We start from the raw sequence: 16,922 nt of genomic DNA, 5'->3' as shown, positions 1-16,922 counted from the left end.
TATGAAAATAGGAATTGGAAATGACCATGTTGCTGTTGAGATGAAAGAAATCATTAAAACGTATATTGCTGAGACTTATGGTTATGAAGTGATTGACTTCGGTACCAACAGCAGTGATCGATTTGATTATCCACTGAGTGGTGAAGCAGTAGCCAATGCAGTGGTCAATAATGAAGTAGATAAAGGAATCTTGATTTGTGGAACTGGTGTTGGAATTAGTCTTGCCGCAAATAAGGTAAATGGAATCAGATGTGTAGTCTGTTCAGAACCATATAGTGCTAAATTATCAAGAGAACACAACAACACTAATATGTTGGCGTTTGGTGCCAGAGTTGTTGGTAGCGAACTAGCAAAGATGATTGTTGATTCATGGTTATCAGGTAAGTTTGAAGGTGAACGCCATCAAAGCCGAATTGATATGATTAGTGAAATAGAAAGAAGGCAGAGATAAAATGGAATTTAAATCAATTATGCATGTATCATTCTTTACGAAAGATTTAAATGCAATTCGCGATTTTTATGAAAATAAATTAGGGTTAAAAGCAAAAATGGTAATTCCATTTGGTTTATATAAAGGAACAGGAAGAGGGCCGTTTGCTGAAATGGCAGAAACAAAAGATGAAAATGATACAGCGTTTATCTATATTGAAATAGCACCAGGTCAGTTTTTGGAGTTCTTCCCAGCAATGGAAAATCAGATTGAACATAGTAAGTGGAATGAGCGAATGGATTATTCTCATTTTGCATTACTTGTTGATGATATATATAAGACAAGAAAAGCGATGGAAGCAAAAGGAATTGAGTTTGATACTGAAATCAGTAAGGGACCAACAGGGACTTATCAAATGTGGTTACAAGATCCTGATGGAAACAAGTTTGAGATTATGCAGTATACAAAAGAGTCACTTCAGGTTTTAGGATATAGAGAAGAATTTTAAAAATAATAAGTAGTAAATGTATTACTTGGAAGGAGCGTGAGCATGAGTTTTAGAAAAGATTTTTATTGGGGAGGTGCTACCTGTGCAAACCAGCTTGAAGGAGCTTGGCAAGAAGGTGGAAAAGGTATTGCTTGTCCTGATTTGTGTACAGGGGGAAATGTAAGTGTACATAAAAGAATAACTCCAGAATTGGAAAAAGAAACTTTTTATCCAAGTCATGATGCGGTTGATCATTATCATCGTTATAAAGAAGATATTGCATTATTTGCGGAAATGGGATTTAAAATGTATCGTTTTTCAATTGCCTGGACTAGAATATTTCCAAATGGTGATGATGAGAAACCTAACGAAGAAGGACTAAAGTTCTATGAAAATATTATTGATGAATGTCTGAAGTATAATATTGAACCATTAGTAACAATTTCTCACTATGAAGTACCATTTAACTTAACTAAAAAATGGAACAGTTGGGTAGATCGTAGAACAATTGATTGTTATTTAAACTATTGTGAAGCAATCTTCAAAAGATACAAAGGTAAAGTAAAATACTGGCTGACATTCAATGAAATCAATAGTGCAACTACAAAGATGGGAGCATTCCTGAATCAGGGAATACTAAATGAAATTAAGACAATGGATTTTCATGATCAGGTAGATATTCCTAATCATCGTTTCCAGGGATTACATCATATGTTTGTTGCAAGTGCATTAGCTACTAAGATGGCTCATGAAATAAGTAGTGATTATCAGATAGGATGTATGCAAATTTTTATTCCATATTATTCATTAACTTGTAATCCTGAAGATGAATTAGCTACACTGCAAGAGAGTCAAATTACAAATTGGTTTTGTGGTGATGTTCAATGTCGTGGTAAATATCCTAGTTATGTTTGGCGTTACTTCAAAAAGAATAATATTGAAATTAATATAAATGATGAAGATTTAGAGATACTGGAAAATGGAACAGCTGATTTCTATACATTCTCTTACTATATGTCTAGTTGTCAAACTGCTGATCCAACGATTGAAAGTGGAAAAGGAAACTTACTAGGTGGAGTTCCAAACCCTAATTTAAAAGCAAGTGATTGGGGATGGCAAATTGATCCAATTGGATTAAGGATTGCACTGAATGAAATCTATGATCGTTACCAGTTGCCAATCTATGTAGTCGAAAATGGTCTGGGTGCTTATGATGAAATTAGCGAAGATGGTAAGATTCATGATGAGTATCGAATTGATTATTTAAGAAAACATATTGAACAAATGGAAGAGGCAACAGAAGATGGTGTAGATCTTAGAGGATATACAACATGGGGTTGTATTGATATTGTAAGTGCTTCAACGGGTGAGTTAGCTAAACGATATGGTTTTATATTTGTTGAACGATACGATGATGGAACAGGAGATTTCTCAAGACATAGAAAAGACTCTTTCTATTGGTATAAAAAAGTAATTGAAACCAATGGTGTTGAGTTAGAATCACTACTAAAATAATAGTTTAAACAGGTTGTAATGTATCGTACATTACACCTTTTTATTTGCTAATTATATTTACATACATACTGTATGTATGTTATTGTTTAGATAAAAGGAGGTTACTATAGAATGGAAACAAAAGAGAATAAAAATAATCTTGCTTCTATAGCAACTACAAATAATTTAATTAAAATAGCACGAAGACATTTTTCAACTTATGGTTTTGAAAAGACTTCTTTAGAGGCGATTGTTAAAGAAGTGAATATGACAAGAGGTGCACTTTACCATCACTTTAAAAATAAGAAAGAACTATTCCTTGCTGTGTTAAGTCAGGTGCAAAACGAAGTTGGAGAAAACGTAGAGAAAGAAGCGATGACATCAGAAGATGTATGGGAGCAGTTAATCTTAGGTTGTATTGGTTTTGTTGAAGCAGCGACGCTTGAGTCAAACAAACGAATATTGTTAATAGATTCACTGAATGTTGTTGAATGGGAAGACTGGCGAAAAATGGATAATGAGAATTCAGTAACTTTGCTTAAGGAACAATTAGAGGTTGTAAAAGAATCAGGAGTATTAGTTGATTTAGATACTACTTTGATTGCTCATATGATTTCTGGTGCACTAAATGATTTATCTTTACATCTTGCTGAAATTAAGATGATAAGAAAAAAAGAAATGTATGAGTATATCAATCATTTATTAAAAGGACTTAAGGTGAATGAAAATGAAAGTTAAAGATTACTATGATATTGAATATAGCTATATGTTAGCTGAGAAGTTGAAGTCAGTTTATCCTGATTTTAATACTGAATTATTTATTTCTTTACTTCAAGAAAATCTTGAACAACTTGAGTTTAATGATCGACAGGAGTTGCTTGCAAAATCCTTACATGAAACACTGCAATTAGAGTATGCAGATGTAATTGCTATATTTACAAAGATATTAGGACCTGAACTAGAAGGTAGTCTAGGAATGTTTACGCAAGGATATTGGTTATGGCCACTTGGAAGATATGTTGAACTATATGGTGATGTTGATTTTGAAGTTAGTACGCAGTTCAGTAAGGAACTTACCAAACGATTTACCAGTGAGTATTGTATGCGACCAATTATTTTAAAGTACCCAGAAAGATCAATGAAGTTATTATTAGAATGGAGTAAGGATGGTAATAAAAGAGTTCGGCGTTTAGCTAGTGAATGTATTCGAATTCGATTACCTTGGGCAAAAAAGATGTATGTTGCACTTGATTACTATGATATGTATGTTGAATTACTAACGAATCTTAAAGATGATTTAGATAAAACAACACAAAAGAGTGTTGCTAATAATTTAAATGATTTATTTAGAGAGGTTCCAGATAAATTTGAAGAAATAGTTCGTACTTGGTCAGTTGAACCTGTTAGTAAAGAATGTCAGTGGGTGATTAAGCATGGCTCAAGAACAAAAAGAAAGAAGTTGGAAGCAAATAATAATTAATGATAGTAAATTGTGTTTAGTTCTTGAATAGGTATTGACTCAAACACCGTGTCGCACTTTACGATATAAACAGTATTAAGAAAGAGGTAAGTGATGGAATTACAAACAGTAAGTCAGGTGTCTAAAGAATATGGAGTATCGACAAGGATGCTTCGTTACTATGAACAAGTAGGATTGCTTCATAGCCTACGTAAGGAAGGCTATGCTTATCGTGTTTATGATAATGATGCCTTAACTCGTTTACAGCAAATAATCGTCTTACGTAAGCTAAGAATTCCTGTGAAACAAATTATCCGTATATTGAATAATTCAGATGCAGTTCAGGTGGTGGAAATATTCAGGGAAAACATTGATCAGTTAGATGATGAGATTACAGCATTATCTACAGTGAAATCTATATTGTTACGTTTTGTAGAGGAAATAAGAGAAAAGACAGATGTAAGTTTGCATTTGTTAAGTGATGATACTTTACTTTCAGTTATAGGATCTCTTTCTTTTTCAGATAATCAGATAAAGAAAGTGAAAGAGGAAATATCAATGGAAGAATTAAATAAAGCAGATCAGAGTTTAAGTAAGATAACAGATAAAGATGTTCGTATCATTTACTTACCTCCGATGACAATGGCAGCAGTATATGCTTCTGGAGAAGGATGCGAAGGAGTAACTGGTGATTTGATTAATCAATTTGTAGTTGATAATAACTTATTAGATATCAAACCAGATTTAAGAAGTTTTGGTTTTGACTGTCCTATCGAGGAGCCAGAGATTGGAAGAAAATCACATCGCTATGAAATGTGGGTGAGTGTACCTGATGATATGGAAATCCCTAAACCATTTGTAAGAAGAGAGTTTAAAGGTGGTTTGTATGCTGCCCATGTATTGCGCTCATGGGACTTTCAAGACTGGCGATTATTAGGTGACTGGGTCAAAGAAAGTGATAAATATGATAATGATTGGGGATCATCTCGCTGGCAGTCAAAGGAAACCTTATTTGGACAAGGTTTAGAAGAAACATTGAATTTTTATAATTATGCGAGAAAAGGATTTCCAATGCAGGAAATGCAATTGGATTTACTATTTCCAATTAAAGAAAAATAATAGATGGAGACAAATATGAAAGCAGGAGAACTAATAACATTTGGTAATTATGAATGGCGTGTGTTAGATGTACAAAGCGATAGGGTATTACTTATCACAGAGGATATGATTGGTCAACATCCCTATCATAATAAAGCAGGTAATGTTACATGGAAAGATTGTGAACTTCGTTCCTACTTGAATACTGAATTTTATAAAACTTTTAGTGAAGAAGATAGGAAACGTATAATTACTGTAATTAATAAGAATCCAAACAATGAATGGTATGATTCAAATGGTGGAGAAGATAGCAAAGATAAAATATTCTTATTGAGTATTGAAGAAGTTGCATGTAAGTATTTTGGGGACAGCAGTACGCTACTGTATAATCCAGGCAAGAATCAAAAATACTGGTTTCAAAGAAAAGATGAAAATAATAGTAATCGAAGATCGAAGTTTGGTGGATATGGTTGGTGGTGGTGGCTTCGCTCACCAGGACGGGATAACAAAAGGGCAGTATACATTTGGGGAGATGGTAATATTGGTATTCAGGGAAATGGAACATACAAGTACAGCAGTAATACCATCCATCCAATAACTAAGGATAATAGTGGTGGAATACGCCCTGCTTTATGGATAAAACGATAGAATATATTGGAATGCTACGATAAGTAGCATTCTTTTTTGTTTGATGTAAACACATGTTTCTAGTTGTTTGCTTTTAAATGAATATACTTTGAATTAGGGCAGATATGCCATATGGAGGTAACAGTGGAAAAGCATAAGAATGTAATTATAGAAGCAAGTAAATTAAATAAGAACTTCAAAACAGGTGACATAGAACAACAAGTAATCAGTGATATGAATATTACTATATATGAAGGTGATTTTACAGTTATTATGGGTTCATCAGGAGCTGGAAAATCTACTTTGATGTATGTACTATCTGGAATGGATCGAGCAACAAGTGGATCAATTGTATACAAAGGTGAAGATATTGTTTCTTACAGTGATGATAAGCTTGCAGTATTTCGAAGAAAGAATTGTGGGTTTGTATTCCAGCAGATGTATCTGCTAGAGAAAATGAGTTTAATTGATAATGTGGTAACAGCAGGTAGCCTAGTTGAGAAGAATAAATCATTAGTAAAAGAACACACAAAAGAATTATTGAAAAAAGTAAACATAGAAGAGACGTTATGGCATAAATTTCCATCACAGATTTCTGGTGGAGAAGCACAACGAGTAGGGATTGTAAGATCACTTATTAACACACCAGCAGTTGTATTTGCGGATGAACCAACAGGAGCATTAAATTCCAGTAACTCCGATGTGGTATTGGATGTCTTTTCAAAAATTAATAATGAAGGACAAAGTGTAATTATGGTTACGCATGATAAAAAGTCTGCATTAAGAGCAAATCGAATAATCTATTTAAAAGATGGAAAAATCTTTGGAGAACTTAAACTAGAAAATTACAACATTAATGATCATCACAGAGAAGAATTGCTAAATAATTTTTTAGCAGAGATGGAGTGGTAGAAGATGAAGAAAGTATTACAGTTATCTTTCTATCGTTTAAGAAAGGATAAGAAACAGTTTTTATTGTTAGGAGTGATCTTATTACTGACGACAATTATTACAAATCTATCATTTACCCTTTTTATGAATGTAGGAAATGTATATGATGAAATGTTTAAAGAAATGAATACAGCAAATATACATGTAGCAATCGCAAAGCAACAGGATAATGAAGTATATGTTAGTGATATTAAAAATATGGACTTCACAAAAGAAGTGGAAACTAGAGAAGGACTTCTTAGTATGGCAGTGGCTGAAGATTTTCAGGATACTGATTTTGAAATGCAGACTATTTTCTACGATATTGATGATAATCATAAAATGAACAAACTAGAAATAACTGAAGGGAGTGAAAAGAAAAATCAGGATGGTATTTACTTACCACTTTATATGAGTGAACTAGGAGAATTTAGTGTTGGTGATCATATTTCATATAGAATAAATGATGCTTCATATACTTGGAAAGTAAATGGAAAAGTTCAGGAAATGCAGTATGGAAACTATGGTGCAGGAACAATTGGAGTGTTTTTATCAGAAAATGAATATGAAAAATTAAGTGAAGATAACCAATGTAGTTTAGTCCAAGTATATTCTATTCAGACAAATCAGGGTGCAGATAGTGAAAAGGTTACTAAAGAGATAACTGATTATTTTTCAGAACATGATATATCTGTGTTGCAGGTAAACTACGATAGTGCAAATAAACAGGTGCGTACCCTATTTACGAATATTCTTGTAATGGTGTTGTTTGCCTTTGCTTTGATTGTACTGTTTGTCAGTCTTTCTTTAAGTAAGTTCAAAATTAGTAATACCATTGAAATGGAAACAGCTAACATGGGGGCACTGAAAGCATTGGGATATACAAGTAACAGTATTATTCTTACACTGGTAATACCTTATGTACTTGTTTGTGGTATTACCCTACTAATTGGAATTGTACTTTCAAATTTATTACTGCCTTTAGCAGCAAGTCTCATTGGTTTTCAGGCAGGTATGTCGTTAGAGATAGGTATAAACTGGCTTTCTATGATTATAACCTTTGTAAGCATAGAACTAATGACCATTTTGTTTACTTACTTTGGAGCTGCAAAGATAAAGAAATTACAACCAGTTACTGCCATTAGAGAAGGTAGTACTGGAAATGGTAAAAGAAGAAATGTACTTATAATCTTGGTGTTATTCTTTATGACGCTATTAATGTCATTTGCAGGAACTTTATTCTACAATATTGTGATTGAAACTAATAACTTCACATCTACCTTATCTGAAGAAATGCCATCGGTGATTATTCATACCAATGAAACTACTGCAGAAAGTATAAAAAATGATATACTATCAATGGATGAAGTAAAAGATGTTATGTTCTATTCAATCGAAAAAGTAGAAGTAGAAGATACAACTATTCAGGCATTTGTGAGTGAAGACTTTAGTAAAGTTTCAAATGACTTATGCTATGAAGGAAGAAGCCCTGAAAACGAGAATGAAATTGCCATTGGAAATAGTCTTGTTGAAAGTGGAGGCTATAAGATTGGTGATATGATTCAAGTAAAACAAGAAGACCAAACAAAAGAATATAAAATTGTTGGATTTATACAAAGTGTGAATTATCAGGGGAATGTTTGTGAACTAACTAATACAGGTTATGCACGACTTTCAAATGATACGAATTTTACATCACAATACATCTATGTAAAAGATGGTGTAAATACAGAGAAACTTGTAGATAAGATTGAAGTTCAACATAAAGGAGAACTTACAAAAGTAATCAACTATGAAAAATTAACACAAACAACAAATGATATGTATATCACAGCAATCAAAGCAGTAATGATTGTCATTGTACTAATTATTATGTTGATTATCTGGTTAGTATTATTTATGGTGATACGCTCACTGATTATTCAACAGCGAAAAGAACTTGGTATATATAAAGCAATTGGGTATACAAACAAGCAACTTCGATTAAAACTTGCAAGTAGTTTCTTGCCAGTTGCAATACCAACAATTGTTATAACTGCTTTATTAGGACTATTCTATATGGAAATAATATGCAATGTATTGTTTCAAAGTTTAGGTGCAATGAAAAACAATTTGGAGATATCATTTGTAGTATTATTAATAGCGGCACTCATTATAGTGGTACAGACATTTATTATAAGTTTTTTATTAACAGTGCCAATTAAGAAAATATCAGTATGTGAATTAATTAAGGAATAATAGAAACGGAGAACTTTATGGATTTTGGAGAAAAATTAAAACAAATCAGAAAGAAAAGAAATCTTTCACAAGAACAATTAGCAGATGAAATGGGTGTATCAAGACAAGCTATTACAAAATGGGAAACGGGCAGAGGTATGCCTGATATTGAAAATATAAAGATTATATCTGAATTGTTTAAAATGTCTTTGGATGAACTAATTTATGAAGAGAGCAAAGAAGATATACAAAAAGAATTTACTTATCAAAGTGAAATGATTTATGATATTGATCAACATAAGAAGATAGACATAAAGATGATAAATGCAAAGAAGATTATTGTAAAAGGTGGGGAATCAGAAAAACTGAAAATCATTTTATCTTCACAAACAATCGAACATTTAGACTCAATTTATAAGATTAAGATTGAAGATAATAATCAACAACTAGATATAAAGTGTATTCGAAAAACTGATAAGATAGTATTTGATGAGGAAGAAGAACTTACGATTTCGATTATAATACCTAGGTCTGGATTGAATCGATATGAGTTGGATTCAAAAACAAAAGAATTATCATTAGAAGATCTGCAAGTACACAGATTAGAGTTTGATGGAAAAGCAGATCAAATTTCAATAGATGAACTGGATGGTAGTTTTGAATTCACTTCCAAAAGTGATTGCGAACTGATGTTGGGTAAATGGAATGGTTCTATAAACTTATGTCAGTTCAAAGCAAAGGCAGTTGTATATGTAAATCAAGAAGCTGAGTTTAAATTGATTGATAAAGGAAGAAAAAGTAGTGTCATCTGGAAACGGAATGGTGAATATATAGAAACACCTACTATAGAGAGTAATAATACCGTTCAAATTAGTAGCTACAAATCGGAAACAATTATTGATATATTTGAATAAAAGAAATGGAGGTCCATTATGTTAAGACAATATAGAGAAAGTGATTTTAATGAACTATTAAGACTACGATGTCTTTTGTACACTGATTATACAAAACAGGAAATGCGTGAAGAAATCACAGCATTCTTATATCATTCTGATAATAATCGTTTCAGGAATTATGACAAATGGACCTGTTATGTATATCAAAACGAGGATGGAACATTGGCTGGTTTTATTGATGTAGGATTTGTATGTGCAAAAGATTATAAAGAGTTGTTAGACAATTTTAATAGGACAAACTACTATGATCAAATACAACTACTTCTCTCTAATAATCGACCAATCCCAGTTGTAGAATCATGGTATGTGGATGAAAAGAAACGAGGATTCCATATTGGAATGAGGCTGATGAATCAAGCAGAGAAGTGGGTAAAGGATAATGGTTATTCATTTATATTATCTGATACGGATGATTTTAGGGAAGTTTCAAGAAAGGCACATAAATCATTTGGATATGTTGAGTATTGTGTTGATACCAATTTGATTCATTATTATTACAAACATATTTACTAAATATTGAAATGAATTAAATGAAATTAATAAATAAAGATTTTATTATAATGTAGTAAGAAATGGACGGTGTAGAGAATGTCAAAAGTAAAATTAACTGTTATTGAAAGTAAATGCAGATGTGGTTATTTAAAAACTGGAGATGAGTTTGTTGTTGGTGATTTATGTCCTCCTATTTGTCATGAATTGTGGAACGATATATATCCTTCAGTGTATGTTTTACAAAATGGTGGTGACTTAGATTATGGTGTTACACGATCTAAACAATTTGATATAAAATGTCAGGATCAACATAGAGTTTGGATTCATGGAGAGGTTATTGATTAGGTTTATTATTAGCGGATATTTAAGTGAAACTGATGCAATAAACACAAAGATTCTAAAAGTGTGTTGACAAATTGTAAGCGCTTATAGTAGAATGTGGGAGAACAGAAAAGAAACAGACTTGTTACTTAATCATAGTTATTAAGGCAAATTCAACGAACAATTACTGAGATGTAATTGTGGGTTTGGGTTTGTCTTTTTTGTCGAATGAAAGGAGGAGAGATAGATGCTATGCACTATTTTTATCTGTAATTATGTTTAAAGAAAAATTAATAGTAAAACGAGTAATTAACAACAATATTGTAATTGCAGAAAATCGCAAAGGCCAAGAAGTAGTTGCGATTGGTAAAGGACTTGGATTTCATAAGCACGTGCATGATGTTATATTTCCAAACGAAGTCCAGAAAGAATATGTATTATTAAAAAATTCAAATTATATTTTTCAGACGTTAGAACAAATACCGTTTGAGATTATTGAATTAACGCAACGAATTATTGATGTTGCGCAAGAGGAGTTACAGAATACATTTAGTGTAAATTTAGTAGTTGCTTTGGCAGATCATATTAATTTTAGTATTAATCAATACCATGCAGGACTAACGGTACCAGTTCTTGTGAATGAAGAAATCAAAAGATTCTATAAAGAGGAACATACAATTGGAAAGAAAGCGGTTCAAATGATCAATGAAGCGTTTGATATTCAACTAGGTAATGAAGAAGCAGTTTCCATTGCATTCCACTTAATTGTTGCAACAGAAAAAAGAAGTAATCATGACTCTGTAATGATCATGAAAGGTGTTACTGAAATTATTGATATTATCGAAGAAGATCTACAGTTTACTTTAGATGAGGAATCAATAGCATATTCAAGATTTATTATTCATTTAAAATATTTTATGAGAAGCATCCTATTTGAACAAGTCAAAATCACCAATGATTCGTATATTGAAATTCTTTCTCCATTAGAAGAGAAAAATGAACAAGCAGTTCGTTGTGTGAAAAAGATATCTGAGTATGTTTTGAAGAATTATGATTATAAAATGTTGAATAAAGATCGTTTATATTTAACGATTCATATCATTCGTGTTTTAGATAGAGAAGAGTAAAATCATGAAAGGAGGCTATGTTTATCATGGCTAAGATAGATTATGAAGTATTAACGGATGACATAATGGAAAGAGTTGGAGGACCAGAAAACATTCATACTGTTTCGCATTGTGCAACACGTTTACGTTTTGTATTAAAAGACAGATCAAAAGCAAAAGAAGATGAATTGAAAAAATTGCCTGGAGTCTTAGGGGTTGTTTATGGTTCAGGACAATTCCAAGTTATATTAGGGGAAAACTTATTTCCAGTTTATGACACAATCATGAAGAAATATGATTTAGAAGAAGGAGATGCAGTAGACGAAACTCATACTGAAGATTATGCATTAAAGAAAGATGATGAAAAAAGAGGTGTAAAATATTACTTTGATAAAGCAATTCAATTTATGTCTGCATCCTTAACACCATTTGTTACTGTGCTGTTTGGTGCAGGAATGTTACGTGTAGTATTATCGTTGATTTCTTATTTCAATGCTGATTTAGCTACATCATCTACTTATCAGTTATTTAACTTTGTTTCACAGACACCATTCTACTTTATGCCAATATTAGTAGCGTATGGTGCTTCAAGAGTATTAAAGTCAAATCCAGTATTTGCAATGACAATTGCAGCTGCATTATTATATCCTGATTTCACAGCGATGGTAAGTGCAGGAGAGCCAGTAACAATGTTAGGAATACCAGTTACATTAGTAACTTATTCTAGTTCATTATTACCTGCAATCTTTGCTGCAATCCTATGTGCGCATCTGGAGCGATTATTCTATCGAATTATTCCTGGATTCTTACGTTCAGTATTCGCACCACTATGTGTATTCTTAATTGGATATCCAATTACAATCTTAATATTAGGGCCAGCAGGAGTAATTGTTGGTGGTTGGATTGTTTCAGGTATTACTTGGTTACAAGGAAATGTTGGAGGATTTGCTCCAGGTATTATTGCAGCAGTTCACCCATTCTTAGTAATGATGGGAGTAAATATGTTGATGGTTGCACCAATGACCGAATTATTTACAGCAACTGGATTTGATAATGTATTCCGACCAGGTTGGATATTGCATAATATTTCAGAAGGTGGATCATGTCTTGCGGTAATGTTGCGTACCAAAGATCCAGCAATTAAGTCCAATGCTTTAGCGGCAGGATTTGGAGCAATTATTTCAGGAGTATCTGAACCAGCATTATATGGGATTAACTTGCGTTATAAGACGCCAATGATTGGAATGGTAATTGGTGGATTTGTAGGAGGAGCAACAGCAGGGATTTTAGGAGCGAAGGCTTTCTCAATGGGATATTCAAGTATCCTAGGGGTTGTGATTTTTGAACAGACAATATTTGCAATAGTTATTGGGGTTGTAATTTCATTTGTTGTATCATTTGTGATTACATTTATTCTATACAAAGATGAAGTTGTACAATCGTAAGGAACTATAATGTTTGGAATTTTTAAGAAGAAAAATATTATACCTGAACATGCAATTGTTGCTGTTACAGATGGAAATCTCATCCCCCTAGAAAAAGTTGCGGACCCAGTGTTCTCGCAAAAAATGTTAGGGGATGGTATTGCAATAATTCCAAAAAATGAAGTTATTGTAGCACCTTGTAATGGAAAGATAACAATGATTTATCCAACCCTTCATGCATTTGGAATTATCAATGATGAAGGTGTTGAAATATTAATACATATTGGAATCAATACTGTTAATTTAAATGGTAGAGGATTTAAACGATATGTTGAAATAAATGATGAAGTGAAGGCTGGAGATAAAGTCATCAGTTTTTACGCAGAGTATTTGATTGAAGAAGAGTATGATTTTACAACAATCGTCATTTTCCCAAACTGTCAAAAAGAATTAAGCAAAAAGACAGATGGTTATGTCCGCAAAGGAAAAGATGTTGTTGTTAGCTATAAGTGAAGGAGGAGCAATAAACGTGAAAAGTAGTAAAGATATAAAAGTACAAGAAACATTTCCAGAAGGATTTTTATGGGGAGGAGCGACTGCTGCGAACCAGTATGAAGGAGCATACAATGAGGATGGGAAACTACCATCAGTAGCTGATGTGCAACCGCATGGAGTATTCGGATATCCAGATCGTAGTGCAAAGTATTATCCAACTCATAAAGGAATTGATTTTTATCATCATTATAAAGAGGATATTGCTGAATTTGGGGCCATGGGATTTAAAGTATATCGTACAAGTGTAGCGTGGAGTCGTATCTTCCCAACAGGTGAAGAAGATCAACCAAATGAAAAAGGACTAGAGTTCTATGATAAAATGTTCAAAGAACTAAAAGACAATGGTATGGAAATCATGATTACGATTTCGCATTATGAAATGCCTTTACATTTAGCTGATAAATATGGTGGTTGGAAAGACCGCAAAATGATCGAGTTCTTTGATAAATTTGTTACAGTAATGGCAAAGCGCTGGAAGGGGATTGTAAAGTATTGGCTGACATTCAATGAGATTGGAAACAATATTCATAAAATGGAATGGATGACTGCAGGTATTGACCCAACAACCAGCACATTACAAGATAATTATCAGGCATCCCATCATCAGTTTGTTGCCAGTTCAATGGCTGTGAAAACAATTCATGAAATTGATCCAGATGCTAAAGTAGGTTCAGTAATTGAGTATAAAACTATTTATCCAATGAGTTGTGATCCAAAAGATTCTTTAGTTGTCACAACTGAAAAACAAAGAGGATATTTCTTCTCAGATGTTCAAATTCGTGGTGAGTATCCAGGATATGCTTGGGAATACTTTAAAGATAATGATATTGAAATTGAATATACTGATGAAGATATGGAGTTAATTAAAAACTACCCAGTAGATTTCTTAAGTTTTACTTACTATCGCTCTCGTATTGCTTCTAAAGATTATTTAGAATCTGTACAAAAAGAAACAAATAGTTCAGATAAAGAAGTAGAAGGAGATACGTCTTATCGTGGTGATGACAATATTCTAAATACAGGGAAAACAAACCCATACTTGGAGCTAACACCATCAGGATGGTCAGTTGATCCAGATGGATTATATCTAGCGTTAGAAGACTTGTATGGACGTTACCAAGTACCTATTTTTATCGCTGAGAATGGATTAGGTGTAAAAGAAGAACTGATTGATGGTACAGTAAATGATACCTATCGCATGGAATTCTTGCGTGATCATATTATATCGATGAAAAAAGCAATTCGTAATGGTGTAGACTTATTTGGTTATGCATGGTGGGGACCAATTGATATTGTTTCAAATGGTTCAGGTCAAATGTCGAAACGTTATGGATTCATCTATGTTGATCGTAATGATGCAGGAGAAGGAACATTAAAGCGTTATCGTAAAAAATCATTCTACTGGTATAAAAAAGTAATTGCCAGCAATGGAGAAGACTTAGAAATAGATAAATAAACAAAAGCCTGTTATCAGGCTTTTCACTTTATAGAGTAAGGAGATAAAATGGTTATTTTTTTGGATGTAGATGGAACGTTAATAAACTATGAAACTGTTCTCCCTGAATCAGCAAGATATGCGATTAATAAGGCGAGAACAAATGGACATAAAGTATATATATGTACAGGATGTTCAAAGTTTGAAATAGAAGTGAAAAACTGGAATTTAGAATTGGATGGAATGATTGGTGGGAATGGATGTTATGTGGAAAGTAATAATACGGTTGTCATGCATGAAACGCTATCACTTTCTCAATGCAAACAATTTGTTGATTGGTGCAATCAAAGAGACTTAGCATTCCGATTGGAATGTAATGAAGGTATTTACATAAGTGAAGGATATGAAGAGAAATCAAAAGAAGCAAGATTAAAATATATCGAGGGAATTGATGCAGTATTAACTAAAGATAAAATTGTTCCAATGAATCCTTCAATGATTACTGGTGGTGAATTACTACGGAGTAATGTAAATAAAACTGGATTTGTACTAAAGTCCTATCAAGATTATTTAGATGCAGTAGAAGAGTTTGATGATTTGAATGTAGGTACTTGGGGTGGAAAAGGAGAATATGCTTTGTATGGGGATACAAGTCAAAAAAACATCAATAAAGCGCATGCTATAGAAGTGTTACTAGACTATTTAAAAATTGATAAATCTAAAACGATTGCATTTGGTGATGCTAAAGTTGATATACCAATGTTTAAAGCCTGTGGTTATAGTGTAGCGATGGGAAATGCTGGGGAAGAAACAAAACAGGTTGCTGACTATATTACGGATGATGTGGATAATGATGGATTATTAAAGGCGTTTGAGTATTTAAAACTAATTTAAAATTGGACGGATAATAAAAGCTGAAGTTCTATAAATGACTTCAGCTTTCTTATACATACGATTTGTACAATTTCAAATGGAACTATTATAGTTTAATCTAATCATCTTCATTTAGAAATGATACACTGATAGATAATTTATTATGTTCATAACTTGCCATTATTGTTCCATTCATTTTACTAACTAATTCTTTTGTGATACCTAATCCTAAGCCAGTAGAATTTTCAGCAGTGTTGAGCGTATAATAACGATCAAACAATTGTGCTACCTGAATTTGATTTAACGTAGAAGCAGTATTTGTGATTACAATTTCACCTGTCTCAGTTAATTTAATTTCTAAATCACCATCACTATATTTAATCGCATTGCTCAAAAGATTGGATAGTACTCGAGATAACATAGAAGCATTTAAATATCGTGTTATCTTTATTTTATCCATTCGAATAACAGGGTCAATATCTCGTTCTTTCAATTCTACATAAAACTGAGCGATACTTTCTTCCAATGCATTATTTAGTATAACACTTTCTCTTTCTTGCGGAGATTCAGAATTAATAACTACAGAATAGCGGAAAAGTTCTTCGGTTAACTGCTTCATCATTTCAACTCGATTGCTAATGATACCAATATAACGCTCAACTTCACTTGACTTGTTTTCTTCCTCCAACAAATCTAAATAACCACTGATTGCAGTTAGGGGAGTACGCAAATCATGAGAAATATTGGTAACAGAATCTTTAAGTTGTATATTCCCATTTAGATACTGCTGACGTTGTTTACGAAGTAAACGAAGTTGTTTATTTAACTCGTTTGTGAATTGCTTTATCGTTTTATCATTTGATGATATTGAAATAAGGGCATTAGATTCATTTTCTAAATGATCCATGAGTTCTACATTGATTTCATTTATACTTTTTTTCATAACTAAAATTTTAATAATAAGAACAATTACTATTAATGATAATAAAATACATAAAACCCAAGGAAGCATCATCGT

Annotated in this window: 18 protein-coding genes; 17 read left to right on the top strand and 1 reads right to left on the bottom strand. The window is 32.5% G+C overall.

Annotation, left to right across the window (positions count from 1 at the left end):
* Nucleotide 1 precedes the first annotated feature (1 nt).
* The 17 genes from rpiB to J2S15_RS13800 all read left to right on the top strand — a co-directional run bounded on the left by rpiB (nucleotide 2) and on the right by J2S15_RS13800 (nucleotide 15,925).
* Nucleotides 2-451 carry a ribose 5-phosphate isomerase B gene (gene rpiB, locus J2S15_RS13880; RefSeq protein WP_307409328.1) on the top strand — a complete coding sequence of 150 codons (450 nt, stop codon included), beginning with the start codon at nucleotides 2-4 and terminating at the stop codon, nucleotides 449-451.
* A gap of 1 nt (nucleotide 452) precedes the next feature.
* Entirely contained in the window at nucleotides 453-938 is a 486-nt protein-coding gene (locus J2S15_RS13875) for a VOC family protein (RefSeq protein WP_307409326.1), read from the top strand.
* A 42-nt stretch (nucleotides 939-980) separates the two neighbouring features.
* Nucleotides 981-2,432: a glycoside hydrolase family 1 protein gene (locus J2S15_RS13870; protein ID WP_307409324.1), complete on the top strand. Its 1,452-nt coding sequence runs from the start codon at nucleotides 981-983 to the stop codon at nucleotides 2,430-2,432.
* 111 nt (nucleotides 2,433-2,543) lie between these two features.
* Nucleotides 2,544-3,149 carry a TetR/AcrR family transcriptional regulator gene (locus J2S15_RS13865; RefSeq protein ID WP_307409322.1) on the top strand — a complete coding sequence of 202 codons (606 nt, stop codon included), beginning with the start codon at nucleotides 2,544-2,546 and terminating at the stop codon, nucleotides 3,147-3,149.
* Complete coding sequence (locus tag J2S15_RS13860) at nucleotides 3,139-3,891, top strand: DNA alkylation repair protein (protein WP_307409320.1); 753 nt, start codon at nucleotides 3,139-3,141, stop codon at nucleotides 3,889-3,891. The genes J2S15_RS13865 and J2S15_RS13860 overlap by 11 nt, the downstream gene beginning before the upstream one ends.
* 93 nt (nucleotides 3,892-3,984) lie before the next feature.
* Entirely contained in the window at nucleotides 3,985-4,989 is a 1,005-nt protein-coding gene (locus J2S15_RS13855; RefSeq protein WP_307409317.1) for a MerR family transcriptional regulator, read from the top strand.
* Nucleotides 4,990-5,004: 15 nt separating this feature from the next.
* Nucleotides 5,005-5,616 carry a DUF6273 domain-containing protein gene (locus tag J2S15_RS13850; RefSeq protein WP_307409315.1) on the top strand — a complete coding sequence of 204 codons (612 nt, stop codon included), beginning with the start codon at nucleotides 5,005-5,007 and terminating at the stop codon, nucleotides 5,614-5,616.
* Between the two features lie 123 nt (nucleotides 5,617-5,739).
* The gene (locus tag J2S15_RS13845) at nucleotides 5,740-6,507 is read left to right on the top strand and encodes an ABC transporter ATP-binding protein (protein WP_307409313.1); all 768 of its coding nucleotides are present in this window, start codon (nucleotides 5,740-5,742) and stop codon (nucleotides 6,505-6,507) included.
* Between the two features lie 3 nt (nucleotides 6,508-6,510).
* Nucleotides 6,511-8,763: an ABC transporter permease gene (locus J2S15_RS13840; RefSeq protein WP_307409311.1), complete on the top strand. Its 2,253-nt coding sequence runs from the start codon at nucleotides 6,511-6,513 to the stop codon at nucleotides 8,761-8,763.
* 17 nt (nucleotides 8,764-8,780) lie between these two features.
* Nucleotides 8,781-9,656, top strand: a complete 876-nt coding sequence (locus J2S15_RS13835) for a helix-turn-helix domain-containing protein (RefSeq protein WP_307409309.1) — start codon at nucleotides 8,781-8,783, stop codon at nucleotides 9,654-9,656.
* Nucleotides 9,657-9,674: 18 nt separating this feature from the next.
* Nucleotides 9,675-10,211, top strand: a complete 537-nt coding sequence (locus tag J2S15_RS13830; protein WP_307409307.1) for a GNAT family N-acetyltransferase — start codon at nucleotides 9,675-9,677, stop codon at nucleotides 10,209-10,211.
* 75 nt (nucleotides 10,212-10,286) lie between these two features.
* Entirely contained in the window at nucleotides 10,287-10,535 is a 249-nt protein-coding gene (locus tag J2S15_RS13825; protein ID WP_307409306.1) for a TIGR04076 family protein, read from the top strand.
* A gap of 251 nt (nucleotides 10,536-10,786) precedes the next feature.
* Nucleotides 10,787-11,638 carry a PRD domain-containing protein gene (locus tag J2S15_RS13820; protein ID WP_307409304.1) on the top strand — a complete coding sequence of 284 codons (852 nt, stop codon included), beginning with the start codon at nucleotides 10,787-10,789 and terminating at the stop codon, nucleotides 11,636-11,638.
* A gap of 26 nt (nucleotides 11,639-11,664) precedes the next feature.
* Nucleotides 11,665-13,062, top strand: coding sequence for a PTS transporter subunit EIIC (locus J2S15_RS13815; protein WP_307409302.1), 1,398 nt, complete (start codon nucleotides 11,665-11,667; stop codon nucleotides 13,060-13,062).
* A 9-nt stretch (nucleotides 13,063-13,071) separates the two neighbouring features.
* Complete coding sequence (locus J2S15_RS13810) at nucleotides 13,072-13,554, top strand: PTS sugar transporter subunit IIA (RefSeq protein WP_307409300.1); 483 nt, start codon at nucleotides 13,072-13,074, stop codon at nucleotides 13,552-13,554.
* A gap of 16 nt (nucleotides 13,555-13,570) precedes the next feature.
* The gene (locus tag J2S15_RS13805; protein WP_307409298.1) at nucleotides 13,571-15,052 is read left to right on the top strand and encodes a glycoside hydrolase family 1 protein; all 1,482 of its coding nucleotides are present in this window, start codon (nucleotides 13,571-13,573) and stop codon (nucleotides 15,050-15,052) included.
* A gap of 48 nt (nucleotides 15,053-15,100) precedes the next feature.
* Nucleotides 15,101-15,925 carry an HAD family hydrolase gene (locus J2S15_RS13800; protein ID WP_307409296.1) on the top strand — a complete coding sequence of 275 codons (825 nt, stop codon included), beginning with the start codon at nucleotides 15,101-15,103 and terminating at the stop codon, nucleotides 15,923-15,925.
* 97 nt (nucleotides 15,926-16,022) lie between these two features.
* On the opposite strand, the gene J2S15_RS13795 is transcribed toward J2S15_RS13800, so the two are convergent.
* Nucleotides 16,023-16,847, bottom strand: coding sequence for a sensor histidine kinase (locus J2S15_RS13795; protein ID WP_307409294.1), 825 nt, complete (start codon nucleotides 16,845-16,847; stop codon nucleotides 16,023-16,025).
* Between the last annotated feature and the right edge of the window lie 75 nt (nucleotides 16,848-16,922).

Origin of the sequence: Breznakia pachnodae, assembly GCF_030814225.1 — a bacterium.
Lineage (GTDB): Bacteria > Bacillota_I > Bacilli_A > Erysipelotrichales > Erysipelotrichaceae > Breznakia > Breznakia pachnodae.
This window is presented reverse-complemented; position numbering and strand designations above follow the sequence as displayed.

Coding starts and splice junctions, on each gene's coding strand:
- rpiB (WP_307409328.1), top strand. CDS start 2: ATGAAAATAGGAATTGGAAATGACCATGTTGCTGTTGAGATGAAAGAA.
- J2S15_RS13875 (WP_307409326.1), top strand. CDS start 453: ATGGAATTTAAATCAATTATGCATGTATCATTCTTTACGAAAGATTTA.
- J2S15_RS13870 (WP_307409324.1), top strand. CDS start 981: ATGAGTTTTAGAAAAGATTTTTATTGGGGAGGTGCTACCTGTGCAAAC.
- J2S15_RS13865 (WP_307409322.1), top strand. CDS start 2,544: ATGGAAACAAAAGAGAATAAAAATAATCTTGCTTCTATAGCAACTACA.
- J2S15_RS13860 (WP_307409320.1), top strand. CDS start 3,139: ATGAAAGTTAAAGATTACTATGATATTGAATATAGCTATATGTTAGCT.
- J2S15_RS13855 (WP_307409317.1), top strand. CDS start 3,985: ATGGAATTACAAACAGTAAGTCAGGTGTCTAAAGAATATGGAGTATCG.
- J2S15_RS13850 (WP_307409315.1), top strand. CDS start 5,005: ATGAAAGCAGGAGAACTAATAACATTTGGTAATTATGAATGGCGTGTG.
- J2S15_RS13840 (WP_307409311.1), top strand. CDS start 6,511: ATGAAGAAAGTATTACAGTTATCTTTCTATCGTTTAAGAAAGGATAAG.
- J2S15_RS13835 (WP_307409309.1), top strand. CDS start 8,781: ATGGATTTTGGAGAAAAATTAAAACAAATCAGAAAGAAAAGAAATCTT.
- J2S15_RS13830 (WP_307409307.1), top strand. CDS start 9,675: ATGTTAAGACAATATAGAGAAAGTGATTTTAATGAACTATTAAGACTA.
- J2S15_RS13825 (WP_307409306.1), top strand. CDS start 10,287: ATGTCAAAAGTAAAATTAACTGTTATTGAAAGTAAATGCAGATGTGGT.
- J2S15_RS13820 (WP_307409304.1), top strand. CDS start 10,787: ATGTTTAAAGAAAAATTAATAGTAAAACGAGTAATTAACAACAATATT.
- J2S15_RS13815 (WP_307409302.1), top strand. CDS start 11,665: ATGGCTAAGATAGATTATGAAGTATTAACGGATGACATAATGGAAAGA.
- J2S15_RS13810 (WP_307409300.1), top strand. CDS start 13,072: ATGTTTGGAATTTTTAAGAAGAAAAATATTATACCTGAACATGCAATT.
- J2S15_RS13800 (WP_307409296.1), top strand. CDS start 15,101: ATGGTTATTTTTTTGGATGTAGATGGAACGTTAATAAACTATGAAACT.
- J2S15_RS13795 (WP_307409294.1), bottom strand. CDS start 16,847: ATGAAAAAAAGTATAAATGAAATCAATGTAGAACTCATGGATCATTTA.